The organism is Nocardiopsis halophila DSM 44494, from assembly GCF_000341245.1.
Taxonomy (GTDB): Bacteria; Actinomycetota; Actinomycetes; order Streptosporangiales; family Streptosporangiaceae; genus Nocardiopsis_A; species Nocardiopsis_A halophila.
On the sequence record NZ_ANAD01000059.1, the window covers coordinates 1 to 22,875 of the forward strand.

A 22,875-nucleotide genomic window follows, 5' to 3' on the forward strand; every position below is an offset into this window, starting at 1 on the left:
GCAGCGGTCACCACGCCGGGGCCCTGCTTGCGCAGATACATCAGAACCGGCTCGTCGTGCTCCGAGGAGACGACCAGGCCCTTGAGGTTCAGGATGATCTCGGTGACGTCCTCCTTGACGCCGGGCACGGTGGTGAACTCGTGCTCGACGCCCTCGATGCGGATGCTGGTGACGGCCGCACCGGGGATCGAGGACAGCAGGGTCCGCCGGATCGAGTTGCCGATGGTGTAGCCGAAGCCCGGCTCCAGGGGCTCGATCACGAACTTGGAGCGGAGCTCCGACAGGCTCTCCTCCGAGAGCGCCGGACGCTGGGCGATGAGCATGTTCGGTGTTCCCTTCCCACGGCCGCCCGCTATTTGACGGCCACTGGACGGCCCCGCGGATGCGGGACCTCATCAACTACCTACCCGCTCCCCGGCCGAACGAGGCCGGGCGGGCGCGGCGAGCGCGCCGGGGTCAGACCCGGCGGCGCTTGGGCGGACGGCAGCCGTTGTGCGGAGTCGGCGTGACGTCCTGGATCGAGCCCACCTCCAGGCCGGTGGCCTGCAGCGAGCGGATGGCGGTCTCACGGCCGGAGCCGGGACCCTTGACGAAGACGTCCACCTTGCGCACCCCGTGCTCCTGGGCGCGGCGCGCGGCGGCCTCGGCCGCCATCTGGGCGGCGAACGGGGTGGACTTGCGCGACCCCTTGAAGCCGACCTGCCCGGAGCTCGCCCACGAGATCACCGCACCGGTGGGGTCGGTGATGCTCACGATCGTGTTGTTGAACGTGCTCTTGATGTGAGCATGCCCGTGGACGATGTTCTTCTTTTCCTTGCGGCGCACCTTGCGCGCGGCGCCCTGCTGGCGGCCCTTAGGCGGCATACCTGATTACTCCCAAGATCGTCGGTCCGTCGGCGCCGGACCCGGTGGTCGAGGTCCGGACGGACTACTTCTTCGGCTTCTTCTTGCCGGCCACGGTCTTCTTCTTGCCCTTGCGGGTGCGGGCGTTGGTCTGCGTGCGCTGACCGTGCACCGGCAGACCGCGGCGGTGCCGGATGCCCTGGTAGCAGCCGATCTCCATCTTGCGACGGATGTCGCCCTGGACCTCGCGCCGCAGGTCGCCCTCGACCTGGTAGTTGGCGTCGACCCAGTCGCGGATCTGGACGAGCTGGTCCTCGGAGAGCTCGTGGACACGGGTGTCGGGGCTGACACCGGTGTTCTTCAGGGTCTCGGCCGCACGGGTCCGGCCGATACCGAAAACGTAGGTGAGAGCGATCTCCACCCGCTTGTCACGGGGGAGGTCGACGCCTGCGAGGCGTGCCATATGGGCGTACTCCTTCGTACTGTGCGGAGGTCTTGCCCGTCCCATTGCCGCTCGCCGCCCTGACGAGCGCCCCGGCCTCCGACCGGGGGTTGTCCCCGCGCACCGCGGGGACCGGGACAGGTCCGTCTGGAATTCGTCGCCGTCGAGAAGACGCGCGAGGGGCTCAGCCCTGGCGCTGCTTGTGGCGCGGGTCCGAGCAGATGACCATGATCCGGCCGTGGCGGCGGATCACTCGGCACTTCGCGCAGATCTTCTTGACGCTCGGCTTGACCTTCATGGTGTCTCCGAACTCGTGCCGCCCCGCCCGCCCGGCTCCCGCCGGACGGCTGCGCGGCGCGGCCTTACTTGTAGCGGTAAACGATGCGCCCGCGGGTGAGGTCGTACGGGCTCAGCTCCACGACGACGCGGTCGTCGGGGAGAATACGGATGTAGTGCATCCGCATCTTGCCGCTGATGTGGGCAAGCACCTTGTGCCCGTTGTCGAGCTCCACTCGGAACATTGCGTTGGGCAGGGACTCGATAACGGAGCCCTCGATCTCGATGGCGCCGTCTTTCTTAGCCATATCCTCCACGCTTCGAGAATCTCCCCGCCGAAGGCAGGGGCTGGCGGCCGGGCGTCCGTGGACGGACACCGGGCACACTGCTGATTCGGACATTGACGATCAGGTCAACCGCGACAGCATACGCGGAGATTCCTGCGGATGCGGAAGTAAGGCACGCTGACCCAACGGCCCGAGTGTGGGCCATCCCAGTCTAACGCCCTCCGCGAGCGGGGAGGACGCCGCGTCAGTCGCCGGCCGCGGTACCGCCGCCGCGGTAGACCGCGGCGAGTCCGAGTGTGATGAACGCCATCACGATACCCCACGGACCGAGCACCCACAGGAACCACGGGTATCCGTCGCTCTGACCGGTCAGATACAGGATGAGCCAGATGGTGAAGCACAGGGTGTTCACCCCGGCCCACAGGCCCCAGGGGATGAGCAGCGCCGGATCGCGCAGCAGGCTCCTCCCGCCGCCCGCGCCCCCGGCCGCACGGGCCGGCCGCGGCGGCTCGGGCGAGGAGGGCAGGTCGGAGACGGCGGCCTCCAGCTCGCGCGCGTCCGAGGCCTTGTAGACCCGCTCCAGGCGGGAGCTGAACTCGCCGCCGTCGAGCCGCCCCTGCGCGAAGTGCTCCTGCAGGAGGCGCGCGGCGCGGTCCCGTTCGGAGTCGGCCGGACCGGCGGCCTTCGGGGCGTCCTCGGCCACGGTGCCCCCTCCTCCATGGAATCGACCCCCGCGGAGTCGGCTGACGGCCTCGATCCTATCCGGCGCCGCCCCCCGGCCGCCGCCTCCGCGGGCGCGGGGCCTACCAGCCCGGGTCGGGGAAGGAGCGCTTCTCGATCTCGGGCCGGTCGTCCTCGCGGGCGGTGAGCACCATCGGGCCCTGCGCGGTCACCGCGACCGTGTGCTCGAAGTGCGCCGAGCGGCGGCCGTCCCGGGTGACCACGGTCCACTCGTCCTCGAGCACCGCGACGTTGCGGGTGCCCTGGTTGGCCATCGGCTCGATGGCCAGGCACATGCCCTCCTCCAGGCGCAGCCCCTTGCCGGGGCGGCCGTGGTTGAGCACGTGCGGCTCCATGTGCATCTCGGTGCCGATGCCGTGCCCGCCGTACTCCTGGACGTTGCCCCAGGACCCCTGGGAGGCCATGTAGGAGTCGATGGCGTGGCCGATGTCGCCCAGGCGCCGCCCGGGCCGCAGCTCGGCGATGCCGCGCCACATGGACTCCCGGCACACGTCCATCATCCGCAGGTCGTCGTCGGAGACGGTGCCGACCGGGACGGTGACCGCCGAGTCGCCGTGCCACCCCTCCAGGATGGCGCCGCAGTCGACCGAGACCACGTCGCCCTCGGCGAGGACCTTGGAGGCGCGCGGGATGCCGTGCACGACCTCCTCGTTGACCGAGGTGCAGATGGACCCCGGGAAGCCCTGGTAGCCCTTGAACGAGGGCACGGCCCCGGCGCCGCGGATCACCTCTTCGGCGACGGCGTCCAGGTCCAGGGTGCTCAGCCCGGGGGCGGCCGCGGCGCGCACCGCGTTCAGGGCGCGCGCCACGACCTTGCCGGCCTCCCGCATCATGCGGATCTGCTCCGGCGTCTTGATCTGGATGTCCGGCTTGGATCTGCGGAACATCAGGCGTCCGGCCCCAGCGCGGCCAGAGCGCGGGCGGTGACGTCCTCGACGGAGCCAGTGGCCCCGATCGCGACCAGCACGCCCTTGTCCCGGTAGTAGGCGACCAGGGGCTCGGTCTGCTCCCGGTAGACCTCCAGGCGGTGCCGGATGACCTCTTCGCGGTCGTCGTCGCGCTGGTAGAGCCCGCCGCCGCAGGCGTCGCAGACGTCCTCGGCCCGGGGCGGGTCGTAGTCGACGTGGTAGACGCGGCCGCACTCCCGGCAGGAGCGGCGGCCGGAGAGGCGCTTGACGACCTCCTCCTCGTCCACCTTGAGCTCCAGGACCGCGTCCAGCGCCGTCCCCATGTCCTTGAGCATGGAGTCCAGCGTCTCGGCCTGGGGCACGTTGCGCGGGAAGCCGTCGAGCAGGAAGCCCTCGCGGGCGTCCTCCTCGGCGAGCCTGCCCCGCACCATCTCGTTGGTGACCTCGTCGGGGACGAGGTCGCCGCGGTCCATGTAGCTCTTGGCCTTCTTGCCGAGCTCGGTACCGCCGCTCACGTTGGCCCGGAAGATGTCGCCCGTGGACACCTTGGGGATGGACAGTTCTGACGCCAGGATCTGGGCCTGGGTGCCTTTCCCGGCACCAGGGGGCCCAACAAGTACGGCACGCACTATCGCAAGAAACCTTCGTAGTTCCGCTGCTGGAGGTGAGACTCGATCTGTTTCACCGTGTCCAGCCCGACACCGACCATGATCAGGATGCTCGTGCCGCCGAACGGGAAGTTCTGGGTCGCCCCGGAGGCGCCCATCGCCACCATCGGCAGCAGAGCGATGAACCCGAGGTACAGCGATCCGGGGGTCGTCAGCCGGTTGAGCACGTACTCGAGGTACTCCGCGGTCGGACGCCCGGGCCGGATACCCGGGATGAACCCACCGTACTTCTTCATGTTGTCGGCGACTTCGGCGGGGTTGAAGGTGATGGCCACGTAGAAGAACGCGAAACCCACGATCATGACGAAGAAGGTCGCCATGTAGACCGGGTGCGTGCCGGTCACGAAGTACTCGTTGAGAAAGCCCACAACGGGGTTGTCGCTGTCCTGGCCGAACAGGCCGATGGCCAGCTGCGGGAGGTAGAGCAGCGAGGAGGCGAAGATGACCGGGATGATGCCGGCCTGGTTCACCTTCAGCGGGATGTAGGTCGAGCTGCCGCCGAACATCCGCCGGCCCACCATGCGCTTGGCGTAGTGCACCGGGATGCGGCGCTGCGCCTGCTCGATGAAGACCACGCCGGCGATCAGCACCAGGCCCGCGATGCAGATGAGCACGAACACCCAGGTGTCCTGCTCCTGCCAGATGGTCCCGATCGAGGACGGGAACATCGCGATGACCTGGGTGAAGATCATCAGGGACATGCCGTTGCCCACGCCGCGCTCGGTGATCAGCTCACCGAACCACATGATGACCGCGGTCCCCGCCGTCATGGTGAACACCATGGTGATCAGGGTCAGCAGGTCGTCGTTGGGCATGTAGGTGTGCACCGGGATCTGCCCCTGGAAGAGCTGCCCGCTGCGCGCCATCGCGATGAAGCTGGTCGACTGCAGGATGGCCAGGGCCAGGGTGAGGTACCGGGTGTACTGGGTGATCTTCGCCTGGCCGGGCTGGCCCTCCTTCTTGAGGGCCTCCAGCCGCGGGATCACCACCGTGAGCAGGTTGATGATGATGCTCGCGGTGATGTAGGGCATGATGCCCAGCGCGAAGACCGCCAGCTGCAGCAGGGCCCCGCCGCTGAACAGGTTGATCAGCGAATAGATCCCTGATTCGTCGGCGGCCTGCACCGACTCCAGCTGCTCTCTGATCGCCGCGGAGTTGATCCCCGGCGCCGGGATGACCGAGCCCAGCCGGAAGATGGTCAGGATGAAAATGGTGAACAGCAGCTTGTTACGCAGGTCGGGCGTGCGGAACGCACGGACGAACGCTCCTAGCACGTCTCCTCCTGCGCGGCTTCGGCGGCGGAACCGGTTCGAGACATCGCGGCCGATCCTGAATCGTCGTAGAGCGGCGGCACCGGGGGCGGCCCCGGGGCCCTGGAGTCATCGGTCGAACAGTTAGGCGTCAGGCAGTAAGGCACTGTAACAGCCCTTCGGGTCCGGGGCGGGATCGTCCTGGTGAAGGCGGACCGGACCCGGGTAGCACGCGGGGGCGCCCGCCGGCTCCCACCCTGGGTGGGTCTCGCCGGCCGACGCCCCCGCATCACTCGTGGCGGATCGGATCGATGCGCCTACAGCTCGGTGGTGGAACCACCGGCGGCGGCGATCTTCTCCTTGGCCGAGGCGGAGAACGCGTTGGCGCTCACCTGGACGGCCACCGAGATCTCACCGGTGCCCAGCACCTTGACGGGCTGGTTCTTGCGCACCGCGCCCTTGGCGACCAGGCCCTCGACGGTGACCTCGCCCCCCTCGGGGAACAGCTCCGCGATCCGGTCCAGGTTCACGACCTGGTAGGTGGTGCGGAACCGGGCGTTGCTGAACCCGCGCAGCTTCGGCAGCCGCCGGATCAGGGGCATCTGACCGCCCTCGAAGCCGACGGGCACCGTGGAGCGGGCCTTGGTGCCCTTGGTGCCGCGACCCGCGGTCTTGCCCTTGGAGGCCTCGCCGCGACCCTTGCGGATCTTGGACTTGTTGCTGCCCGGAGCCGGGCGCAGGTGGTGGAGCTTGAGCAGCTCGCCGGGGTCGTTGTCGCTCATTCGCTGACCTCCTCGACATTCACGAGGTGCGCCACGACGCCGACCTGCCCGCGGAGCTGCGGACCGTCCTCACGGACGACCGACCGGCCGATCTTGCCGAGGCCGAGAGAGCGCAGGTTCTCGTGCTGCTTCTTCGTGCCGCCGATCTTCGACCGCACCTGGGTGATCTTGAGCTTCGCCATCGTCAGGCCCCCGCCTTCGCTTCCGCACGGGCGCGCAGCATGGCGGCCGGCGCGACGTCCTCGATCGGCAGGCCGCGGCGGGCCGCGATCTCCTCGGGACGGCCCAGGCCCTTGAGCGCGGCGACGGTGGCGTGCACGATGTTCAGGGCGTTGGACGAGCCGAGGGACTTGCTCAGCACGTCGTGGACGCCCGCGCACTCCAGCACGGCGCGGACCGGACCGCCGGCGATGACACCGGTACCCGGCGCGGCCGGGCGCAGCAGCACGACGCCGGCGGCGTCCTCGCCCTGGACCCGGTGCGTGATGGTGCCCTGGATGCGGGGGACGCGGAAGAAGTTCTTCTTCGCCTCCTCCACGCCCTTGGCGATGGCGGCCGGAACTTCCTTGGCCTTGCCGTAACCCACGCCCACCATGCCGTTGCCGTCGCCGACGACGACCAGCGCGGTGAAGCTGAACCGCCGGCCGCCCTTGACGACCTTGGCGACCCGGTTGATGGTCACGACCTTCTCGATGTAGGAGACACCCTTGTCTGCGGCGCCGCCGCGGCGATCGTCGCGGCGGTCTCGCCGCTCGCCACCGGCGCCGCGCCGCGGAGCTGCAGCCATCAGTGGTTCCTCTTCCCGTCGGTGTACTTGCTGTGGACCGGGTTCATCGGATCAGAACTCCAGCCCGCCGGACCGGGCGCTCTCGGCGAGCGCCGCGATGCGGCCGTGGTAGCGGTTGCCGCCGCGGTCGAAGACGACCGCGCTGATGCCGGCCTCCTTGGCGCGCTGCGCCAGGAGCTCGCCGACCTTCTGCGACTTCTCGGACTTGGTGCCCTCCTGGGCGCGCAGCCCCGCCTCGATGGTGGAGGCCGAGACCAGGGTGTGGCCCTTGGTGTCGTCCACGATCTGGGCGACCATGTGCTTGGAGGAGCGGGTGACGACCAGGCGCGGGCGCGCCGGCGTGCCGTTGATCTTCTTGCGGACCCGAAGGTGGCGCCGCGCACGCGAAGCAGTGCGCGCGGCCGTGCCCTTGCGGACCGCGGTCGTGCTCTTCGCCATGGCTACTTACCAGCCTTTCCGGCCTTGGAACGGATCCGCTCGCCCGCGTACCGCACGCCCTTCTTCTTGTACGGGTCGGGCTTGCGCAGACGACGGATGTTCGCGGCGACCTGGCCCACCAGCTGCTTGTCGATGCCCTCGACGTGCAGCAGAGTCGGCTTCTCCACACGGAAGGTGATCCCCTCCGGCGGCTCGATCACGACCGGGTGGCTGTAGCCCAGCGAGAACTCCAGGTTGGAGCCCTTCGCCTGGACGCGGTAGCCGACGCCGTGGATCTCCAGGGTCTTGCTGAAGCCCTTGGAGACGCCCTCGACCAGGTTGGCCAGCAGCGCACGGTTCAGACCGTGCAGCGACCGGTTCTCCGGGTGGTCGTCCGGGCGGCTCAGGACGGCCTCGCCGTCCTCCAGCTCGACCGTGATCGGGTCGGTAACGGTGTGGTGCAGAGTGCCCTTCGGCCCCTTGACAGTGACGTCTTGCCCGTCAATCGTGACTTCGACGCCCTTGGGGACCGAAATCGGCAGTCGACCGATACGCGACATGCTGAAATCTCTCCCTATTACCAGACGTAGGCGAGGACTTCGCCGCCCACGCCGTTCTTCTTGGCCTGCTTGTCGGTCATCAGGCCACCGGACGTCGAGATGATGGCGGTGCCGAGACCGCCCAGAACGCGCGGAAGGTTGTCCTTCTTGGCGTAGACGCGCAGGCCCGGCTTGGACACGCGCCGGATGCCGGCGATCGAACGCTCCCGAGTGGGGCCGTACTTGAGCTCCACCACCAGGGTCTTTCCGACCTGCGCCTCTTCGACGCTCCAGCCCTGGACGTAGCCCTCCTGCTGGAGGACCTCGGCGATGTGCGCCTTGATCTTGGAATACGGCATCGCCACGGTGTCGTGGTGCGCCGAATTCGCGTTGCGCAGACGCGTGAGCATGTCTGCGATCGGGTCGGTCATCGTCATGGCCGACTGGCCCTTCCTCACCGCGGTTTCCCCAAGGACAGACGGGTCCCTTCCCGCCTGTTCCCCTTTCCGGGGCACCTCTAGGACCTACGGCGTGGTCACGGGCCGGCCACCGGACGCACCGGTGCCCGGGCCCTTGTTCTGTCCATCGTGTTACGTGGTGGTCGCCGCGCCCGCCCGCGCCCGGCCACTCCGGGGAGGGGGCGGCGCGGCGGCTCCGCGATCCGCTCCTACGGCCGGGACGGCGCCCGGCCGGCGGCTGCTACCAGCTCGACTTGGCGATGCCCGGCAGCTCACCCTTGTGCGCCATCTCGCGGAAGCAGATGCGGCACAGGCCGAACTTGCGGAAGACGGCACGCGGACGCCCGCACTTCGAGCAACGAGTATACGCGCGGACGGCGAACTTCGGCTTCCTGTTCGCCTTGGCGATCAGCGCCTTCTTTGCCATGGTCGCCTCCCTCAGGCTTCCTTGAAGGGGAACCCGAGGCGCTTGAGCAGGCTGCGCCCCTGGTCGTCCGTGGTCGCAGTGGTCACGACCGTGATGTCCATGCCCCGCGGCCGGTCGACCTTGTCCGGGTCGACCTCGTGGAACATGACCTGCTCGGTGAGGCCGAAGGTGTAGTTGCCCTTGCCGTCGAACTGGTTCGGGTTGAGCCCGCGGAAGTCCCGGATGCGCGGCAGGGCCAGGGAGACCAGCCGGTCCACGAACTCCCACATGCGGTCGCCGCGCAGCGTGGCGGCGGCGCCGATGGGCTGCCCCTCGCGCAGCTTGAACTGCGCGATGGACTTCTTGGCCCGGTTGATCTTGGGCTTCTGGCCCGTGATCGCCGACAGGTCGGCGACGGCGCCCTGGATCAGCTTGGCGTCGCGCGCGGCCTCGCCCACGCCCATGTTCACCACGACCTTGGTCAGGCCGGGGATCTGCATGACGTTGGCGATCCCGAACTCCTCGCGCAGCGCCGGCATGATCTCGGAGCGGTACTTCTCCTTGAGACGAGGCATCGCCGGAGCCTCGATGTCGTTGGTGACCGTCATCAGATGTCCTTACCGGTACGGCGCGAGACGCGAACCTTCTTGCCGTCTTCGGTGAAGCGGTAGCCGACCCGGATGCCCTTGCCGTCCTCGGCGAGGGCGACGTTGCTCACGTGGATCGGGGCCTCCTGCGTGACGACCTCGCCCTGCTGGCCGCTCGCCGGGTTCGCCTTCCTGTGCTTCTTGATGAGGTTGACGCCCTCGACGACGACACGCTGCTCCTTGGGAAGGGCCTTGATGACCTTCCCGGTGGCACCCTTGTCCTTGCCGGCGATGACGATGACCTCGTCGTCCTTCTTGACCTTCATCGCCTAGAGCACCTCCGGCGCTAGCGAGATGATGCGCATGAACTTGTTGTCCCGCAGCTCACGTCCGACCGGACCGAAGATGCGGGTGCCTCGCGGGTCCCCACCGTCCTTGATGAGCACGGCGGCGTTCTCATCGAAGCGGATGTAGGAGCCGTCGGGCCGGCGGCGCTCCTTGACGGTGCGCACGATGACAGCCTTGACGACATCGCCCTTCTTCACGCCTGCGCCGGGAAGGGCGTCCTTCACCGTCGCCACGATGGTGTCGCCGATGCCCGCGTAGCGCCGACCCGAGCCACCGAGGACACGGATGGTCAAGATCTCCTTGGCCCCCGTGTTGTCGGCGACCTTGAGTCGCGACTCCTGCTGAATCACGTCTGCTCCTGATATGTGCGCGCGGGCGCACTGCCCGCACTGCTAGGTGGTCTCACCCCTTAGGCGGCCGATCTCCACCAACCGGCCGCCGAGGCAGGGGTCTACTTAGCCTTCTCCAGGATCTCCACGACGCGCCAGCGCTTGGTCGCCGACAGCGGGCGGGTCTCCATCATCCGGACCCGGTCGCCGACGCCGCAGATCTCGTTCTCGTCGTGGGCCTTGTACTTGGTGGTGCGGCGGATGACCTTGCCGTACAGCGCGTGCTTGACACGGTCCTCGACCTCGACGACCACGGTCTTCGACATCTTGTCGCTGACGACGTAGCCCTCGCGCACCTTGCGGTAGTTGCGAGCGGTCCGCTCGTCGATCTCGCTCATTCGGCTGCTTCCTTCGTCTTCTCAGCCGACTCGGCCAGCGGCATGATGCCCAGCTCGTGCTCCCGCAGGACCGTGTAGATCCGCGCGATCTCGCGCTTGACGGTGCGCAGTCGGCCGTTGTTGTCGAGCTGCCCGGTGGCAGCCTGGAAGCGCAGGTTGAACAGCTCTTCCTTCGCCTCCTTGAGCTTGCCGACCAGGTCCTCCTGGGACTGGACGCGCAGCTCCTGGGCGGTCGGGGACTTCGCCATTACTCCCACACCTCCCGCTTCACGAACTTGCACCGCATCGGGAGCTTGTGCATGGCCCGACGCATGGCCTCCTTGGCCACCGGTTCCGGCACGCCGGACAGCTCGAACATCACTCGGCCCGGCTTCACCGGGGCGACCCACCACTCGGGCGAGCCCTTGCCGGAACCCATCCGGGTCTCGGCCGGCTTCTTGGTCAGCGGGCGGTCCGGGAAGATGTTGATCCACACCTTGCCGCCGCGCTTGATGTGACGGGTCATGGCGATACGAGCGGCCTCGATCTGCCGGTTGGTGACGTAGGCGGCGTCCAGGGCCTGGATACCGAACTCACCGAAGTTGACCGTCGTCCCACCCTTGGCGCGGCCGCGCAGGTCCGGGTGGTGCTGCTTGCGGTACTTGACCTTCCGGGGAATGAGCATCTCGTTCAGCTCCCCTCGTTCCCGGACTTCTCGGCGCCCTGAGCCGCGTCGGCGGGCGCGCTGGACTTGGCCTCGGCCGGCTGCCCTTGGCCGCCGCCCTGGCCGCCCTGGCCGCCGCGACGGCGACGGCCCGGACGCTCGCGGCGCTGGCCGCCGCCTCCGCCGCCCGGGGCGCGCTGTGCGGCCTGCTGGGCCTCGCGCTCGGCACGGGTGGCCGGGGCGTCGCCCTTGTAGATCCACACCTTCACGCCGATGCGGCCGAACGTCGTACGGGCCTCGAAGAAGCCGTAGTCGATGTCGGCGCGCAGCGTGTGCAGCGGCACGCGGCCCTCGCGGTAGAACTCCGACCGCGACATCTCGGCACCGCCGAGACGGCCGCTGCACTGGATGCGGATGCCCTTGGCGCCGCTCTTGGAGGCGCTCTGCATGGCCTTGCGCATCGCGCGGCGGAACGCCACCCGGCTGGCCAGCTGCTCGGCCACGCCCTGGGCGACGAGCTGGGCGTCGGTCTCCGGGCTCTTCACCTCGAGGATGTTGAGCTGGACCTGCTTGCCCGTCAGCTTCTCCAGGTTGCTGCGGAGGCGGTCGGCCTCCGCGCCGCGCCGGCCGATGACGATGCCGGGGCGGGCGGTGTGGATGTCCACGCGCACGCGCTCGCGGGTCCGCTCGATCTCGACCTTGCTGATTCCGGCCCGCTCCATGCCGCGGTTGAGCATGCGGCGGATGGCCACGTCTTCCTTGACGTAGTCCTTGTACTGCTTCTCGGCGTACCAGCGGGTCTTGTAGTCAGTCGTGACCCCGAGCCGGAACCCGTGCGGGTTGATCTTCTGCCCCACTATCGGGTCCTTTCCTTGGTCTCACTGGGCTCCACGACCACGGTGATGTGGCTCGTGCGCTTGGTGACCCGGAAAGCGCGCCCGAAGCCACGCGGACGGATCCGCTTCAGCGTCGGGCCCTCGTCCACCCAGGCACGCCCCACGACCAGGGTCTCGCGGTCCAGCTTGTCGTTGTGCTCGGCGTTGGCGATCGCACTCGCCAGCACCTTCCCCACCGGCTCGCTCGCCGACTGCGGCGCGAACCGGAGGACCGCCTGTGCCTCGTCAGCGGGCAACCCGCGAATCAGGTCCACCACCCGGCGGGCCTTGCGGGGCGTGACGCGGACGAACCGCGCCTGTGCCCTCGTTCCCATCGCTTTTCCCTCGCTCACGGAAATCTCCTCCCCACTCACCGTGGGGAACATGGTCCTTGTCGATCGGTGCAACCGCTAACGGCGGCTACGGCGGTCTTCCTTGACGTGGCTCCGGAAAGTGCGCGTGGGGGCGAACTCGCCGAGCTTGTGGCCGATCATCGCCTCGGAGATGAAGACCGGGACGTGCTTGCGGCCGTCGTGCACGGCGATGGTGTGCCCGATCATCTCCGGGACGACCATGGAGCGCCGCGACCACGTCTTGATGACGTTCTTGGTGCCCTTCTCGTTCTGGTCCTCCACCTTCTTGGCCAGGTGGTGGTCCACGAAGGGGCCCTTCTTAAGGCTACGTGGCATCAGACGTGCTCCTTACCGCTTCTTCTTGCCGCTGCGCCGACGCCGCACGATGTACTTGTCGCTGGCCTTGTTCTTGCGACGGGTCCGGCCTTCCTTCTTACCGGCGGGGTTGACCGGGTGGCGGCCGCCCGAGGTACGGCCCTCACCACCGCCGTGGGGGTGGTCGACCGGGTTCATGACCACACCGCGGACGGTGGGCCTGCGGCCCTTCCACCGCATGCGGCCGGCCTTGCCCCAGTTGATGTTGGACTGCTCGGCGTTGCCGACCTGTCCGACGGTGGCGCGGCAGGTGACCTCCACCATCCGCATCTCACCGGAGGGCATGCGCAGCGTGGCGTAGTTGCCCTCCTTGGCCAGGAGCTGGATCTGCGACCCGGCGGAGCGGCCCAGCTTGGCGCCGCCGCCCGGCTTGAGCTCGACCGCGTGCACGAACGTACCCGTGGGGATGTTGCGCAGCGGGAGGCAGTTCCCGGGCTTGATGTCGGACCCGGGGCCGTTCTCGACCCGGTCGCCCTGCTTCAGGCCGGCGGGCGCCAGGATGTAGCGCTTCTCGCCGTCCACGTAGTGCAGCAGGGCGATGCGGGCGGTCCGGTTCGGGTCGTACTCGATGTGCGCGACCTTCGCGGGGACGCCGTCCTTGTCGTGCCGACGGAAGTCGATGACACGGTAGGCGCGCTTGTGGCCGCCGCCCTGGTGGCGCGTGGTGATACGGCCGTGGCCGTTGCGGCCGCCCTTGGAGTGGAGCGGACGCACCAGGGACTTCTCCGGCTCCGAACGCGTGACCTCGACGAAGTCGCTCACGCTGGAGCCGCGACGACCCGGCGTCGTCGGCTTGTACTTACGAATGCCCATCTTCTTCGTGCATTCCTTCGCGAATTGCTGGTTGAAGCGGTGTCCGGCCGCAGGCTGCGCGGATCAGACCCCGAAGATGTCGATCCGGTCGCCCTCGGCGACCGTCACGATCGCGCGCTTGGTGTCGGGACGCTTCCCGTAACCGAAGCGGGTGCGCTTGCGCTTGCCGGGACGGTTGATCGTGTTCACGCTCGCGACCTTCACCTCGAAGATCTTCTCGACCGCGATCTTGATCTGCGTCTTGTTGGCGTCCGGGCGCACGATGAACGTGTACTGGTTCTGGTCCTGCAGCCCGTAGCTCTTCTCGGAGATCACCGGCTCGACGATGATGTCCCGAGGGTCGGGGATCCTCACTGGTCGTCCTCCTCCGGCTTCCGGGCCTGCGAGGCACCCGAAGCGTGCGCCAGGAACTCCTCGTACCCGCGCTCGGTGAAGACCACGTCGTCGGCGTCGAGGACGTCGTAGGTGTTCACCTGGTCCGCGTCGAGGATGTGCACCTCGGCGAGGTTGCGCAGCGCGAGGCGGTTGGTCTCGTCGTTGCGGTCCAGGACCACCAGGACCTTGTCGGAATCGGTGACCTGGCGCAGGGCCTTGAGCGCGGTCTGGGTGCGCTTGGCCGACACCTCGTCGGGGACGAAGGTGCTGAGCACGTGCACCCGGCCGTTGCGGGCCCGGTCCGACAGGGCGCCGCGCAGCGCGGCGGCCTTCATCTTCTTGGGCGTGCGCTGGGCGTAGTCGCGCGGCTGGGGGCCGTGCACGGTCCCACCGCCGGCGAACTGCGGAGCGCGGGTCGAGCCCTGGCGGGCCCGGCCGGTGCCCTTCTGCCGGTAGGGCTTCTTGCCACCGCCGCGGACCATGCCGCGGGTCTTGGTGGCGTGGGTCCCCTGCCGGGCCGCGGCCAGCTGCGCGTTGACGACCTGGTGCATCAGCGGGATGTTCGCCTGCTGCTCGAAGATCGCCTCCGGGAGCTCGACGCTCCGGCCGGCGGCGCCGTCGGGGCCCTTGACCTCGATCGTCGCCATAATCAGTTCTCCCCCTTCGCGGCGGTGCGGACGAGCACCAGCCCGCCGTTGGGACCGGGCACCGCACCCTTGACCAGGATGAGGCCCTTCTCCGCGTCGACCGCCTGAACCTTGAGGTTCTGCACGGTCGTACGGGCGTTGCCCATCCGGCCGGCCATCCTCATGCCCTTGAACACGCGCCCGGGCGTGGCGCAGCCGCCGATGGAGCCCGGCGAGCGGTGCACCTTGTGCGCACCGTGCGAGGCCTTCAGGCCGCGGAAGCCGTGGCGCTTCATGACACCGGCGAAGCCCTTGCCCTTGCTGCGGCCGGTGACGTCGACCAGCTGGCCGGTCTCGAAGTCCTCGGCGGTCAGCTCCTGGCCGAGCGTGTACTCGGTGGCGTCGGAGGTGCGGACCTCGACGTAGTGGCGGCGCGGCGTCAGGTCGTGCTTGCGCAGGTAGTCGCCGAGCGGCTTGTTCACCTTGCGCGGGTTGACCTTGCCGTAGCCGAGCTGGACGGCGGTGTAGCCGTCGGTCTCCGGAGTCCGAACGCGCGTCACGACGCACGGGCCGGCCTTCAGGACGGTCACGGGCACGATCTTGCCCGAGTCGTCGAAGACCTGGGTCATGCCGAGCTTCTCGCCCAGGACTCCCTTGATCTGCTTGGTGGCCATGTCTGTGCGTCCCTTAAAGCTTGATCTCGATGTCGACGCCGGCCGGCAGGTCGAGACGCATGAGCGAGTCGACGGTCTTCGGCGTCGGGTCGATGATGTCGATCAGCCGCTTGTGCGTGCGCATCTCGAAGTGCTCCCGCGAGTCCTTGTACTTGTGCGGAGAGCGGATGACGCAGTAAACGTTCTTTTCCGTCGGCAACGGCACCGGGCCAGCGACCTGCGCGCCGGTCCGCGTCACGGTCTCGACGATCTTGCGAGCCGAGCTGTCGATGACCTCGTGGTCATAGGCCTTGAGCCGAATGCGGATCTTCTGTCCCGCCATGGTGGCCTTTTCGTCCTTCGCTTCAGTGTCCGTAGAGGCGCCGTGCCGGCGAGCCGGCCCGGGCCCCGTCAGGGGGCGCCCTGTCGTTGTTTGGCTCTATTCACCTGAGAAACCGCTGCAGGGCTGTCCCCTGAGGTGCATCACCGCTACAGAGCCCGATGACGTCGTTCATGGTGCGGCGGCCGGGCCGGTCGGCGGCCCGACCGCCGCATACGGTCGTCCTCTACTTGAGGATCTTGGTGACGCGACCGGCGCCCACCGTCCGGCCACCCTCGCGGATGGCGAACTTCAGGCCCTCCTCCATCGCGACCGGCTGGATCAGCTGGACGGTCATGCCGGTGCTGTCACCGGGCATCACCATCTCGGTGCCCTCCGGGAGCGTGACGACGCCGGTGACGTCGGTGGTCCGGAAGTAGAACTGGGGCCGGTAGTTGTTGAAGAACGGGGTGTGGCGGCCGCCCTCGTCCTTGGACAGGATGACGACCTGGCCCTCGAACTCGGTGTGCGGGGTCGTGGTGCCCGGCTTGATGACGACCTGGCCGCGCTCGACGTCCTCGCGCTTGGTGCCGCGCAGCAGCAGACCGACGTTGTCGCCGGCCTGGCCCTGGTCGAGCAGCTTGCGGAACATCTCGACGCCGGTGACCGTGGTGGTCTGCTTGTCTTCCTTGATGCCGACGATGTCGACCGTCTCGTTGACGTTGATGACACCGCGCTCGATGCGGCCGGTGACGACGGTGCCGCGGCCGGTGATCGAGAAGACGTCCTCGATCGGCATCAGGAACGGCTTGTCGGTGTCGCGCGCCGGCTCGGGGATCTTCTCGTCGACGGCGTTCATCAGCTCGAGCACGCCCTGGGCGGCGTCGGCGTCGCCCTCCAGCGCCTTGAGCGCGGAGACCTTGACGACCGGGACGTCGTCACCGGGGAACTCGTACTCGCTGAGGAGCTCGCGGATCTCCATCTCGACGAGCTCGAAGATCTCCTCGTCGTCCACCATGTCGGCCTTGTTCAGGGCGACGACGATGTAGGGGACGCCGACCTGGCGGGCCAGGAGCACGTGCTCCTTGGTCTGCGGCATCGGGCCGTCGGTGGCGGCGACCACCAGGATGGCGCCGTCCATCTGCGCCGCACCGGTGATCATGTTCTTCACGTAGTCGGCGTGGCCGGGGCAGTCCACGTGCGCGTAGTGGCGCGCCTCGGTCTGGTACTCGACGTGGGCGACGGAGATGGTGATGCCGCGCTCGCGCTCCTCAGGAGCGTTGTCGATGTCCGCGAACGGCGTGAACGGGTTCATCTCCGGGTACGCGTCGTGCAGGACCTTGGTGATGGCCGCGGTCAGCGTGGTCTTGCCGTGGTCGATGTGCCCGATCGTGCCGATGTTGACGTGCGGCTTGCTCCGGTCGAACTTTGCCTTCGCCACTGGATCTCTCCTAGACGTACAGGGTTGCTAGCTGACTGGTTACGTGTTCGCGGTTATTCACCGCGGGCCTTGGCCACGATCTCTTCCTGCACGCTCGAGGGAACCTCGGCGTAGGAGTCGAAGACCATGGTGAAGTTGGCCCGGCCCTGCGTCCGACTGCGCAGGTCCCCCACGTAGCCGAACATCTCCGACAGGGGCACCTGAGCCTTGACGACCCGGCTGCCTCCGCGCTCCTCCATGGACTGGATCTGACCGCGGCGGCTGTTCAGGTCACCGACCACGTCGCCCATGTACTCCTCGGGCGTCGTGACCTCCACCGCCATGACCGGCTCCAGGATGACCGGCTTCGCCCGGCGGGCGGCGTCCTTGAACGCCATGGAACCGGCGACCTTGAAGGCGAGCTCGGAGGAGTCCACGTCGTGGTACTGGCCGTCCTGCAGGGTCACCTTGACCCCGACGATCGGGTACCCGGCGAGGACGCCGAACTCGGCGGCCTCCTGGCAGCCCGCGTCCACCGACGGGATGTACTCCCGCGGGATGCGGCCACCGGTGATGTTGTTGACGAACTCGTAACCGGCGCTGTCACCGTCACCGTCGGCCGCGAGCGGCTCCAGGTCGATGATGACGCGACCGAACTGGCCCGAGCCACCCGTCTGCTTCTTGTGGGTGTACTCGACCTTCTCGATCTTCTTCCGGACGGTCTCGCGGTAGGCGACCTGGGGACGGCCGATGTTGGCCTCGACCTTGAACTCGTCCCGCAGCCGGTTGACCTGGACCTCGAGCTGGAGCTCGCCCATGCCGGACACGATGGTCTGGCCGGTCTCCTCGTCGGTCTTGACCTGGAAGGTCGGGTCCTCTTCAGAGAGCCGCTGGATCGCCAGGGACAGCTTCTCCTGGTCGCTCTTGGTCTTGGGCTCGATGGCCACCTCGATGACCGGGACCGGGAAGGTCATGGACTCCAGCACGATCGGGTTCGCCTGCTCGCACAGGGTCTCGCCGGTGGTGGTGTCCTTGAGGCCCATGACGGCGACGATGTCGCCGGCGCCGACGCTCTGGATCTCCTCGCGCTTGTTGGAGTGCATCCGGTAGATCTTGCCGATGCGCTCCTTGCGGCCCTTGAGGCTGTTGAGGACCTGGGTCCCGGCCTCGAGCACGCCCGAGTAGACGCGGATGTAGGTCAGCTTGCCCAGGTGCGGGTCGCTCATGATCTTGAAGACCAGCGCGGAGAAGGGCTCCTCCTGGCTGGGCTTGCGAACGAGCGAACGCTCCTCGGACTCGTCCTTGGGGTCGTGGCCCTGGACGCCGCTGATGTCGGCCGGCGCGGGCAGGTAGGCGACCACCGCGTCGAGCAGGGGCTGCACGCCCTTGTTCTTGAACGCGGAACCACAGGTGACCGGGATCGCGGTGCCGGCGATGGTGGCGCGGCGGATGGCGGGCACGATCTGCTCGATGGTGGGCTCGGTGCCCTCCAGGTAGAGCTCCATGATCTCGTCGTCGGCCTCGGCCAGCGTCTCGATCATGGTGTCGCGCGCCTCGCGGGCGGCGTCGACGTACTCGTCGGGGATCTCGATCGTGTCGTAGGCCTCGCCGAGCTTGGCCTCCGCGTTCCACACGTAGGCCTTCATGCGGACCAGGTCGATGACGCCCTTGAAGTCCGACTCCGCGCCGATCGGCAGCTGAATCGCCATCGGGGTGGCGTTCAGGCGCTCGCGGATCATGTCCACGCAGCGCTGGAACTCCGCGCCGATCTTGTCCATCTTGTTGACGAAGCAGATGCGCGGCACCTCGTACCGGTCGGCCTGGCGCCAGACCTGCTCCGACTGCGGCTCCACGCCCTCCTTGGCGTCGAAGACCGCGACTGCGCCGTCCAGAACACGCAGCGACCGCTCGACCTCGGACGTGAAGTCCACGTGGCCGGGCGTGTCGATGATGTTGATGGTGTAGTCGTCCCAGTGGGTGGTGGTGGCGGCAGAGGTGATCGTGATGCCCCTCTGCTGCTCCTCCTTCATCCAGTCCATCGTGGCGGCGCCGTCGTGGACCTCGCCCACCTTGTGGGTCACACCGGTGTAGAACAGGATCCGCTCAGTCGTCGTGGTCTTGCCCGCGTCGATATGAGCCATGATCCCGATGTTGCGGACCTTGGCAAGGTCAAGAGCGGTGGTAGCCATGTGGCTCGTCTCTCTCGGTCTCAGGTATCGAGTAGACCGCGGGGATTACCAGCGGTAGTGAGCGAAGGCCTTGTTGGACTCCGCCATCTTGTGCGTGTCCTCACGCCGCTTGACGCTGGCGCCGAGCCCGTTGCTCGCGTCGACCAGCTCGTTCATCAGGCGCTCGGTCATGGTCTTCTCGCGGCGCTGGCGCGAGTAGGTGACGAGCCAGCGCAGGGCGAGGGTGGTGCTCCGGGAGGCGCGGACCTCGACCGGGACCTGGTAGGTGGCACCGCCGACGCGCCGGCTGCGGACCTCGAGGGAGGGCTTGACGTTGTCCAGCGCGCGCTTGAGGACGACCAGGGGCTCCTGACCGGTCTTCTCCTGCGCGCCGTCCAGCGCCCCGTAGACGATGTGCTGGGCGAGGGAACGCTTGCCGTCCAGCAGCACCTTGTTGATCAGTGCGGTGACGAGCGGCGATCCGTGGACCGGGTCGGTGATCAGCTGGCGCTTCGGCGCCGGGCCCTTGCGCGGCATGCTTACTTCTCCTTCTTAGCGCCGTAACGGCTGCGCGCCTGCTTGCGGTTACGGACGCCCTGCGTGTCGAGCGAACCGCGGACGATCCGGTAGCGGACACCCGGCAGGTCCTTCACACGGCCGCCGCGCACGAGCACGATGGAGTGCTCCTGCAGGTTGTGGCCGATGCCGGGGATGTAGGCCGTGACCTCGATCCCGCTGCTCAGCTTCACACGGGCGACCTTGCGCAGCGCGGAGTTCGGCTTCTTGGGCGTAGTGGTGTAAACACGCGTGCACACACCACGACGCTGCGGACTCCCCTTCAGCGCCGGGGTCTTGTTCTTTGCGACCTTGTCCTGTCGGCCCTTGCGGACCAGCTGCTGGATGGTGGGCACCGCGTCTCCGTCTTCCTCGTGACCTACGCCGGTTCTCGTAGCCTTGTCGCTATCGACCTGCTGGATTTCCCGTTCCCCCCGACCCCCGCATCCGGGCGTGTCGGGCTCTGTCCCGGGGACGGCCGACACCGAATACGCCCGACCTGGCGGTCGAATGTCATGGGAGGAGGTGTCACGCGGCGCCGGACTCGCGACCGGCCCCGAAGGGCGGCGCGACGAGCGCACGCGCTGTGACCCGTTGGCTCACGGGCACGAAGGTCAAGGGTACCGAAGGGGTTGTGCCCGGTCAAAACGGGTCCGGCCCCTCGGGTACCGCTGTTCCTCGGACCTCATATCAGCCGTAGGTCGTCTCCCAGTGTAACGACCCCCGGGCAGTGCTCGGGCGCATTATCGGACCGCGGCCCCCTGATGTGCGCACCGCCGCACCGGTGCGACCGGGATCACCCCCGGCCCCGCGCGGTCGGCGCCCGGTCCGGGCGCCGACCGCGCCGCCGCTCCGACGGCCGCTAAAGCAGCAGGAAGGCCGCCGCCGCGAGCGCCTCGACGAGGAACAGCCCCAGGCCGACCCAGCCCAGGATCGTCCCGGTGCGCGCCTGGCCCTCGCCCTCGTACTCCCCGCGCGAGGAGCGGATCCGGCGCACCGCGCGCGGACCGACGATGACGGCCGCGATCGAGGTGAACAGGCCGATGCCGGGGACCAGGCCGATGACGCCGAGCCACATCGCGGCGGCGGCGCCGGTGTCCGGCTCGGCCCACACGTCGTCGATGCTGTCGTAGCCCGGGTAGTCGTCCCCGGCGTTCCCGCCGGGCGGGCGGTCGCCGAAGCCGGGGAACTCCTCGGCCAGCCGGTCCCGCCGGCCGCGCCGCCCGGGGCCGCCGCCGTCCTGGACGCGCCCGTCGTCGTGCCCGTAGCCGTCGTCGTAAGCGCCGTCGTAGGCGCCGTCGTAGCCGTCGTGCCCGGGGCCGCCCTGTTCGTAGGCGCCGTACCCTTCGGGCCCTTCGTCATAGGCGCCGTCGTAGCGCCGGTCCGAGCGGCCGTGCTCCGGGTACCCCTGCTCCGAAAGGGCCGTGGCCGCCGGATCGGTCCCCCACTGCTGCGGGGTGCCGAGCGGATCGTCATGCCCCACCGAGGGCATCGCCTGCGTCCCCTCGAAGGACGGGCCCTGGGCCCCCTCCGAGCCCCAGGCACCCGGCACCTGAGCCGGACCCGAACCGTACTCCTCATCACCCGAAGGCGCCGATCCCCACCGCTGCGGGCCGCCGAGCGGGTCCGGGGTGCCGAGCGGGTCGTCACGGCCCACCGGGGGCATCGCCTGCGTCCCCTCGAAGGACGGGCCCTGGGCCCCCTCCGAGCCCCAGGCACCCGGCACCTGAGCCGGACCCGAACCGTACTCCTCATCACCCGAAGGCGCCGATCCCCACTGCTGCGGACCGCCCCACCGGTCCTCGGCGGGGGCCTCGCCGTAGGCCTCCTCCGCCTCCCGGGCCGAACGCTGCTGCGCGGCGATCGACCCGAGCGGGTCCGACGGGTCCAGGCCGTCCGCCGGGGGCCGAACCGGGTCGGGGCCCTGCGGCTCCTGCGGCTCTTGCGAGGGCGGCGCGGCCCGGCCTGCCCACGGGCCTCCGGGGGCGAGCGGGTCGTAGTCGCCGTACCCGCCCTGTTCCCGGGGGGACGGGTCCTGCAGCGCCGGTTCCTGCGGGTAGGGCTCCTGCCGGTAGGTGTCCTGCGGGATATAGGGCTCCCGGGCGGACTCCTGCTCGGCCCTGCGGCGCTCCTCGGCGCGCATCGCGGCGTCGCGCACGTCCGTGGGCAGGTCGTAGTCGTCCCTGCTGAACGCCCACGTGTTTCCGCTTCCGGTGCCCAGGCCGCCGTGGCCCGCTCCCCCGTCGCTCGGAGGCTGTGCCGGAGCCGGTTCCGGGGCAGGGGCGGACGCGGCGTTCGGAGGCTCCCCCGAACCGCCGAACGCCCACGTGTTCCCGCTCGGACCACTGCTCAGAGCCGCCTGCTCGGGCGGCAGGTGCGGCTGCGGACCCGACAGGGGGTCGTTCCCGGGCGTGCCGGACGGTCCTTCCCCGTGACCGTCCGACTCCCCCGGGCCGGGGGCCGCGCTCGGCCACCCGCCTCCGGTGAACGCCGCGGGCGCCCCGGCGCCGCCGTCGGTGGCGTCGGTGGCGTCGGTGGCGTCGGTGGCGTCGGGGCCGTCGCCGCCCCCGTCGGCCGCGGGCGCGGCCGAGGCCGCGGACGGCCAGGCGCCGGTCTCCACGTTCCACACCGGCGCCTCGGGCCCGGGCGCCGGCTCAGGGCGCGGCGGCTCGGGGCGCGGCGGCGGCTGCGGGCCGTCCGGGGCGGTGCCGAAGGAGGCCGCGGACGGCCAGGCGCCCGACCCCAGCTCCACGCCGTCGGGGCGCTCGGGCGCCGGGGGCGCCTCGGGCTCGGGCGTGTACGGCCGGCCCACCGGTGCACCGGTGGGCGGCGGCATCGGCGGCGGTGCGGGCGCATCGCCCGCGAGCGGGCCGTCCAGGGCCGACGGGTAGGGCTCGGCCATCGGCGGGCGCTGCCCGCCGGTGCTCGGGTAGCCGCCGCCGGCCGGGAACCCCCCGGTCGGCCGCTCGGAACCGCCCGGCGCATCCGGTGCGCCCGGTGCCCCCGGTTCCTGGGCCTCGCCGCCCTCCTCGTAGGGGTCCTGGTAGCCGGCCTGGGTGCGGTACCGGTCGCCGCTGGGCGTGAACCACGAGCCCGCGTCGTCCGCGGGCCGAGACTCCTCGTCGGGCGGTCGGTACCGCCCTCCCCCGTTGTCCGTCACTGGTCCTCGTTCTCCCGACCGCGCATGTGCGCTCGACTCCCCTGACAGATCCGCGCGGACCCGGCGGGCCCAGC

34 protein-coding genes and 1 pseudogene are annotated in these 22,875 nt (G+C 69.3%); all 35 read right to left on the reverse strand.

All coding sequences use genetic code 11. The annotated features are described in order from the left end of the window. Positions 1-323 (reverse strand): annotated as a pseudogene (locus D450_RS29670) (DNA-directed RNA polymerase subunit alpha); the annotation flags it as partial. 133 nt (positions 324-456) lie between these two features. Next, positions 457-864: a 30S ribosomal protein S11 gene (gene rpsK / locus D450_RS0107170; protein WP_017537995.1), complete on the reverse strand. Its 408-nt coding sequence runs from the start codon at positions 862-864 to the stop codon at positions 457-459. A gap of 64 nt (positions 865-928) precedes the next feature. After that, complete coding sequence (rpsM, locus tag D450_RS0107175; RefSeq protein WP_017537996.1) at positions 929-1,306, reverse strand: 30S ribosomal protein S13; 378 nt, start codon at positions 1,304-1,306, stop codon at positions 929-931. Between the two features lie 163 nt (positions 1,307-1,469). After that, a complete protein-coding gene (rpmJ, locus tag D450_RS0107180) occupies positions 1,470-1,583 on the reverse strand; it encodes a 50S ribosomal protein L36 (protein ID WP_017537997.1) in 114 nt (37 codons plus the stop codon). Between the two features lie 64 nt (positions 1,584-1,647). Beyond that, positions 1,648-1,869, reverse strand: a complete 222-nt coding sequence (infA, locus tag D450_RS0107185; RefSeq protein ID WP_017593374.1) for a translation initiation factor IF-1 — start codon at positions 1,867-1,869, stop codon at positions 1,648-1,650. Positions 1,870-2,092: 223 nt separating this feature from the next. After that, entirely contained in the window at positions 2,093-2,551 is a 459-nt protein-coding gene (locus tag D450_RS0107190; protein WP_017537999.1) for a DUF1707 SHOCT-like domain-containing protein, read from the reverse strand. Between the two features lie 100 nt (positions 2,552-2,651). Further along, the gene (gene map, locus D450_RS0107195; RefSeq protein ID WP_017538000.1) at positions 2,652-3,476 is read right to left on the reverse strand and encodes a type I methionyl aminopeptidase; all 825 of its coding nucleotides are present in this window, start codon (positions 3,474-3,476) and stop codon (positions 2,652-2,654) included. Further along, a complete protein-coding gene (locus tag D450_RS0107200; RefSeq protein WP_026124408.1) occupies positions 3,476-4,126 on the reverse strand; it encodes an adenylate kinase in 651 nt (216 codons plus the stop codon). The genes map and D450_RS0107200 overlap by 1 nt, the downstream gene beginning before the upstream one ends. Beyond that, positions 4,126-5,439: a preprotein translocase subunit SecY gene (gene secY, locus D450_RS0107205; protein ID WP_017538002.1), complete on the reverse strand. Its 1,314-nt coding sequence runs from the start codon at positions 5,437-5,439 to the stop codon at positions 4,126-4,128. The genes D450_RS0107200 and secY overlap by 1 nt, the downstream gene beginning before the upstream one ends. 293 nt (positions 5,440-5,732) lie before the next feature. Then, positions 5,733-6,197, reverse strand: coding sequence for a 50S ribosomal protein L15 (gene rplO, locus D450_RS0107210; protein WP_017538003.1), 465 nt, complete (start codon positions 6,195-6,197; stop codon positions 5,733-5,735). Further along, positions 6,194-6,379: a 50S ribosomal protein L30 gene (gene rpmD / locus D450_RS0107215; RefSeq protein WP_017538004.1), complete on the reverse strand. Its 186-nt coding sequence runs from the start codon at positions 6,377-6,379 to the stop codon at positions 6,194-6,196. The genes rplO and rpmD overlap by 4 nt, the downstream gene beginning before the upstream one ends. Before the next feature lie 2 nt (positions 6,380-6,381). Further along, positions 6,382-6,984 (reverse strand): 30S ribosomal protein S5, encoded by a 603-nt coding sequence (rpsE, locus tag D450_RS0107220; protein WP_017538005.1) that lies wholly within the window; start codon positions 6,982-6,984, stop codon positions 6,382-6,384. 51 nt (positions 6,985-7,035) lie between these two features. Next, positions 7,036-7,422, reverse strand: a complete 387-nt coding sequence (gene rplR / locus D450_RS0107225; protein ID WP_017538006.1) for a 50S ribosomal protein L18 — start codon at positions 7,420-7,422, stop codon at positions 7,036-7,038. A gap of 2 nt (positions 7,423-7,424) precedes the next feature. Then, positions 7,425-7,961, reverse strand: coding sequence for a 50S ribosomal protein L6 (gene rplF, locus D450_RS0107230; RefSeq protein WP_017538007.1), 537 nt, complete (start codon positions 7,959-7,961; stop codon positions 7,425-7,427). 17 nt (positions 7,962-7,978) lie between these two features. Beyond that, positions 7,979-8,377 (reverse strand): 30S ribosomal protein S8, encoded by a 399-nt coding sequence (gene rpsH / locus D450_RS0107235; protein ID WP_017538008.1) that lies wholly within the window; start codon positions 8,375-8,377, stop codon positions 7,979-7,981. Between the two features lie 262 nt (positions 8,378-8,639). Beyond that, positions 8,640-8,825 (reverse strand): type Z 30S ribosomal protein S14, encoded by a 186-nt coding sequence (locus D450_RS0107240; RefSeq protein WP_017538009.1) that lies wholly within the window; start codon positions 8,823-8,825, stop codon positions 8,640-8,642. Positions 8,826-8,836: 11 nt separating this feature from the next. Then, a complete protein-coding gene (rplE, locus tag D450_RS0107245) occupies positions 8,837-9,412 on the reverse strand; it encodes a 50S ribosomal protein L5 (RefSeq protein WP_017538010.1) in 576 nt (191 codons plus the stop codon). Further along, complete coding sequence (gene rplX, locus D450_RS0107250) at positions 9,412-9,717, reverse strand: 50S ribosomal protein L24 (RefSeq protein WP_017538011.1); 306 nt, start codon at positions 9,715-9,717, stop codon at positions 9,412-9,414. Before rplX ends, rplE begins: the two co-directional genes overlap by 1 nt. A 3-nt stretch (positions 9,718-9,720) precedes the next feature. Then, positions 9,721-10,089, reverse strand: coding sequence for a 50S ribosomal protein L14 (gene rplN, locus D450_RS0107255; protein WP_017538012.1), 369 nt, complete (start codon positions 10,087-10,089; stop codon positions 9,721-9,723). Positions 10,090-10,190: 101 nt separating this feature from the next. Further along, positions 10,191-10,466, reverse strand: a complete 276-nt coding sequence (rpsQ, locus tag D450_RS0107260) for a 30S ribosomal protein S17 (RefSeq protein ID WP_017538013.1) — start codon at positions 10,464-10,466, stop codon at positions 10,191-10,193. Then, complete coding sequence (gene rpmC, locus D450_RS0107265) at positions 10,463-10,714, reverse strand: 50S ribosomal protein L29 (protein ID WP_017538014.1); 252 nt, start codon at positions 10,712-10,714, stop codon at positions 10,463-10,465. Before rpmC ends, rpsQ begins: the two co-directional genes overlap by 4 nt. After that, the gene (rplP, locus tag D450_RS0107270; RefSeq protein ID WP_017538015.1) at positions 10,714-11,130 is read right to left on the reverse strand and encodes a 50S ribosomal protein L16; all 417 of its coding nucleotides are present in this window, start codon (positions 11,128-11,130) and stop codon (positions 10,714-10,716) included. The genes rpmC and rplP overlap by 1 nt, the downstream gene beginning before the upstream one ends. Positions 11,131-11,135: 5 nt before the next feature. Then, positions 11,136-11,966: a 30S ribosomal protein S3 gene (gene rpsC, locus D450_RS0107275; protein WP_017538016.1), complete on the reverse strand. Its 831-nt coding sequence runs from the start codon at positions 11,964-11,966 to the stop codon at positions 11,136-11,138. Further along, complete coding sequence (gene rplV, locus D450_RS0107280) at positions 11,966-12,319, reverse strand: 50S ribosomal protein L22 (RefSeq protein WP_026124407.1); 354 nt, start codon at positions 12,317-12,319, stop codon at positions 11,966-11,968. The genes rpsC and rplV overlap by 1 nt, the downstream gene beginning before the upstream one ends. A 75-nt stretch (positions 12,320-12,394) precedes the next feature. Continuing rightward, positions 12,395-12,673 (reverse strand): 30S ribosomal protein S19, encoded by a 279-nt coding sequence (gene rpsS / locus D450_RS0107285; protein ID WP_026124406.1) that lies wholly within the window; start codon positions 12,671-12,673, stop codon positions 12,395-12,397. A gap of 12 nt (positions 12,674-12,685) precedes the next feature. Then, positions 12,686-13,525, reverse strand: coding sequence for a 50S ribosomal protein L2 (rplB, locus tag D450_RS0107290; protein WP_026124405.1), 840 nt, complete (start codon positions 13,523-13,525; stop codon positions 12,686-12,688). Between the two features lie 63 nt (positions 13,526-13,588). Further along, positions 13,589-13,879 (reverse strand): 50S ribosomal protein L23, encoded by a 291-nt coding sequence (gene rplW / locus D450_RS0107295; protein ID WP_017538020.1) that lies wholly within the window; start codon positions 13,877-13,879, stop codon positions 13,589-13,591. Then, positions 13,876-14,547, reverse strand: coding sequence for a 50S ribosomal protein L4 (gene rplD, locus D450_RS0107300; RefSeq protein WP_017538021.1), 672 nt, complete (start codon positions 14,545-14,547; stop codon positions 13,876-13,878). The genes rplW and rplD overlap by 4 nt, the downstream gene beginning before the upstream one ends. A 2-nt stretch (positions 14,548-14,549) precedes the next feature. Beyond that, entirely contained in the window at positions 14,550-15,200 is a 651-nt protein-coding gene (gene rplC / locus D450_RS0107305; protein ID WP_017538022.1) for a 50S ribosomal protein L3, read from the reverse strand. A gap of 13 nt (positions 15,201-15,213) precedes the next feature. After that, on the reverse strand, positions 15,214-15,522 hold the full coding sequence (gene rpsJ, locus D450_RS0107310) for a 30S ribosomal protein S10 (protein ID WP_013156110.1): 309 nt from the start codon (positions 15,520-15,522) through the stop codon (positions 15,214-15,216). Between the two features lie 223 nt (positions 15,523-15,745). Then, a complete protein-coding gene (gene tuf, locus D450_RS0107315; RefSeq protein ID WP_017538023.1) occupies positions 15,746-16,939 on the reverse strand; it encodes an elongation factor Tu in 1,194 nt (397 codons plus the stop codon). Positions 16,940-16,992: 53 nt separating this feature from the next. Next, positions 16,993-19,107: an elongation factor G gene (gene fusA, locus D450_RS0107320; protein WP_017538024.1), complete on the reverse strand. Its 2,115-nt coding sequence runs from the start codon at positions 19,105-19,107 to the stop codon at positions 16,993-16,995. A gap of 45 nt (positions 19,108-19,152) precedes the next feature. After that, positions 19,153-19,623, reverse strand: coding sequence for a 30S ribosomal protein S7 (gene rpsG / locus D450_RS0107325; RefSeq protein WP_017538025.1), 471 nt, complete (start codon positions 19,621-19,623; stop codon positions 19,153-19,155). A 2-nt stretch (positions 19,624-19,625) separates the two neighbouring features. Further along, positions 19,626-19,997: a 30S ribosomal protein S12 gene (rpsL, locus tag D450_RS0107330; protein ID WP_017538026.1), complete on the reverse strand. Its 372-nt coding sequence runs from the start codon at positions 19,995-19,997 to the stop codon at positions 19,626-19,628. Between the two features lie 506 nt (positions 19,998-20,503). After that, a complete protein-coding gene (locus D450_RS0107335) occupies positions 20,504-22,801 on the reverse strand; it encodes a DUF4190 domain-containing protein (protein WP_026128428.1) in 2,298 nt (765 codons plus the stop codon). Positions 22,802-22,875 lie beyond the last annotated feature (74 nt).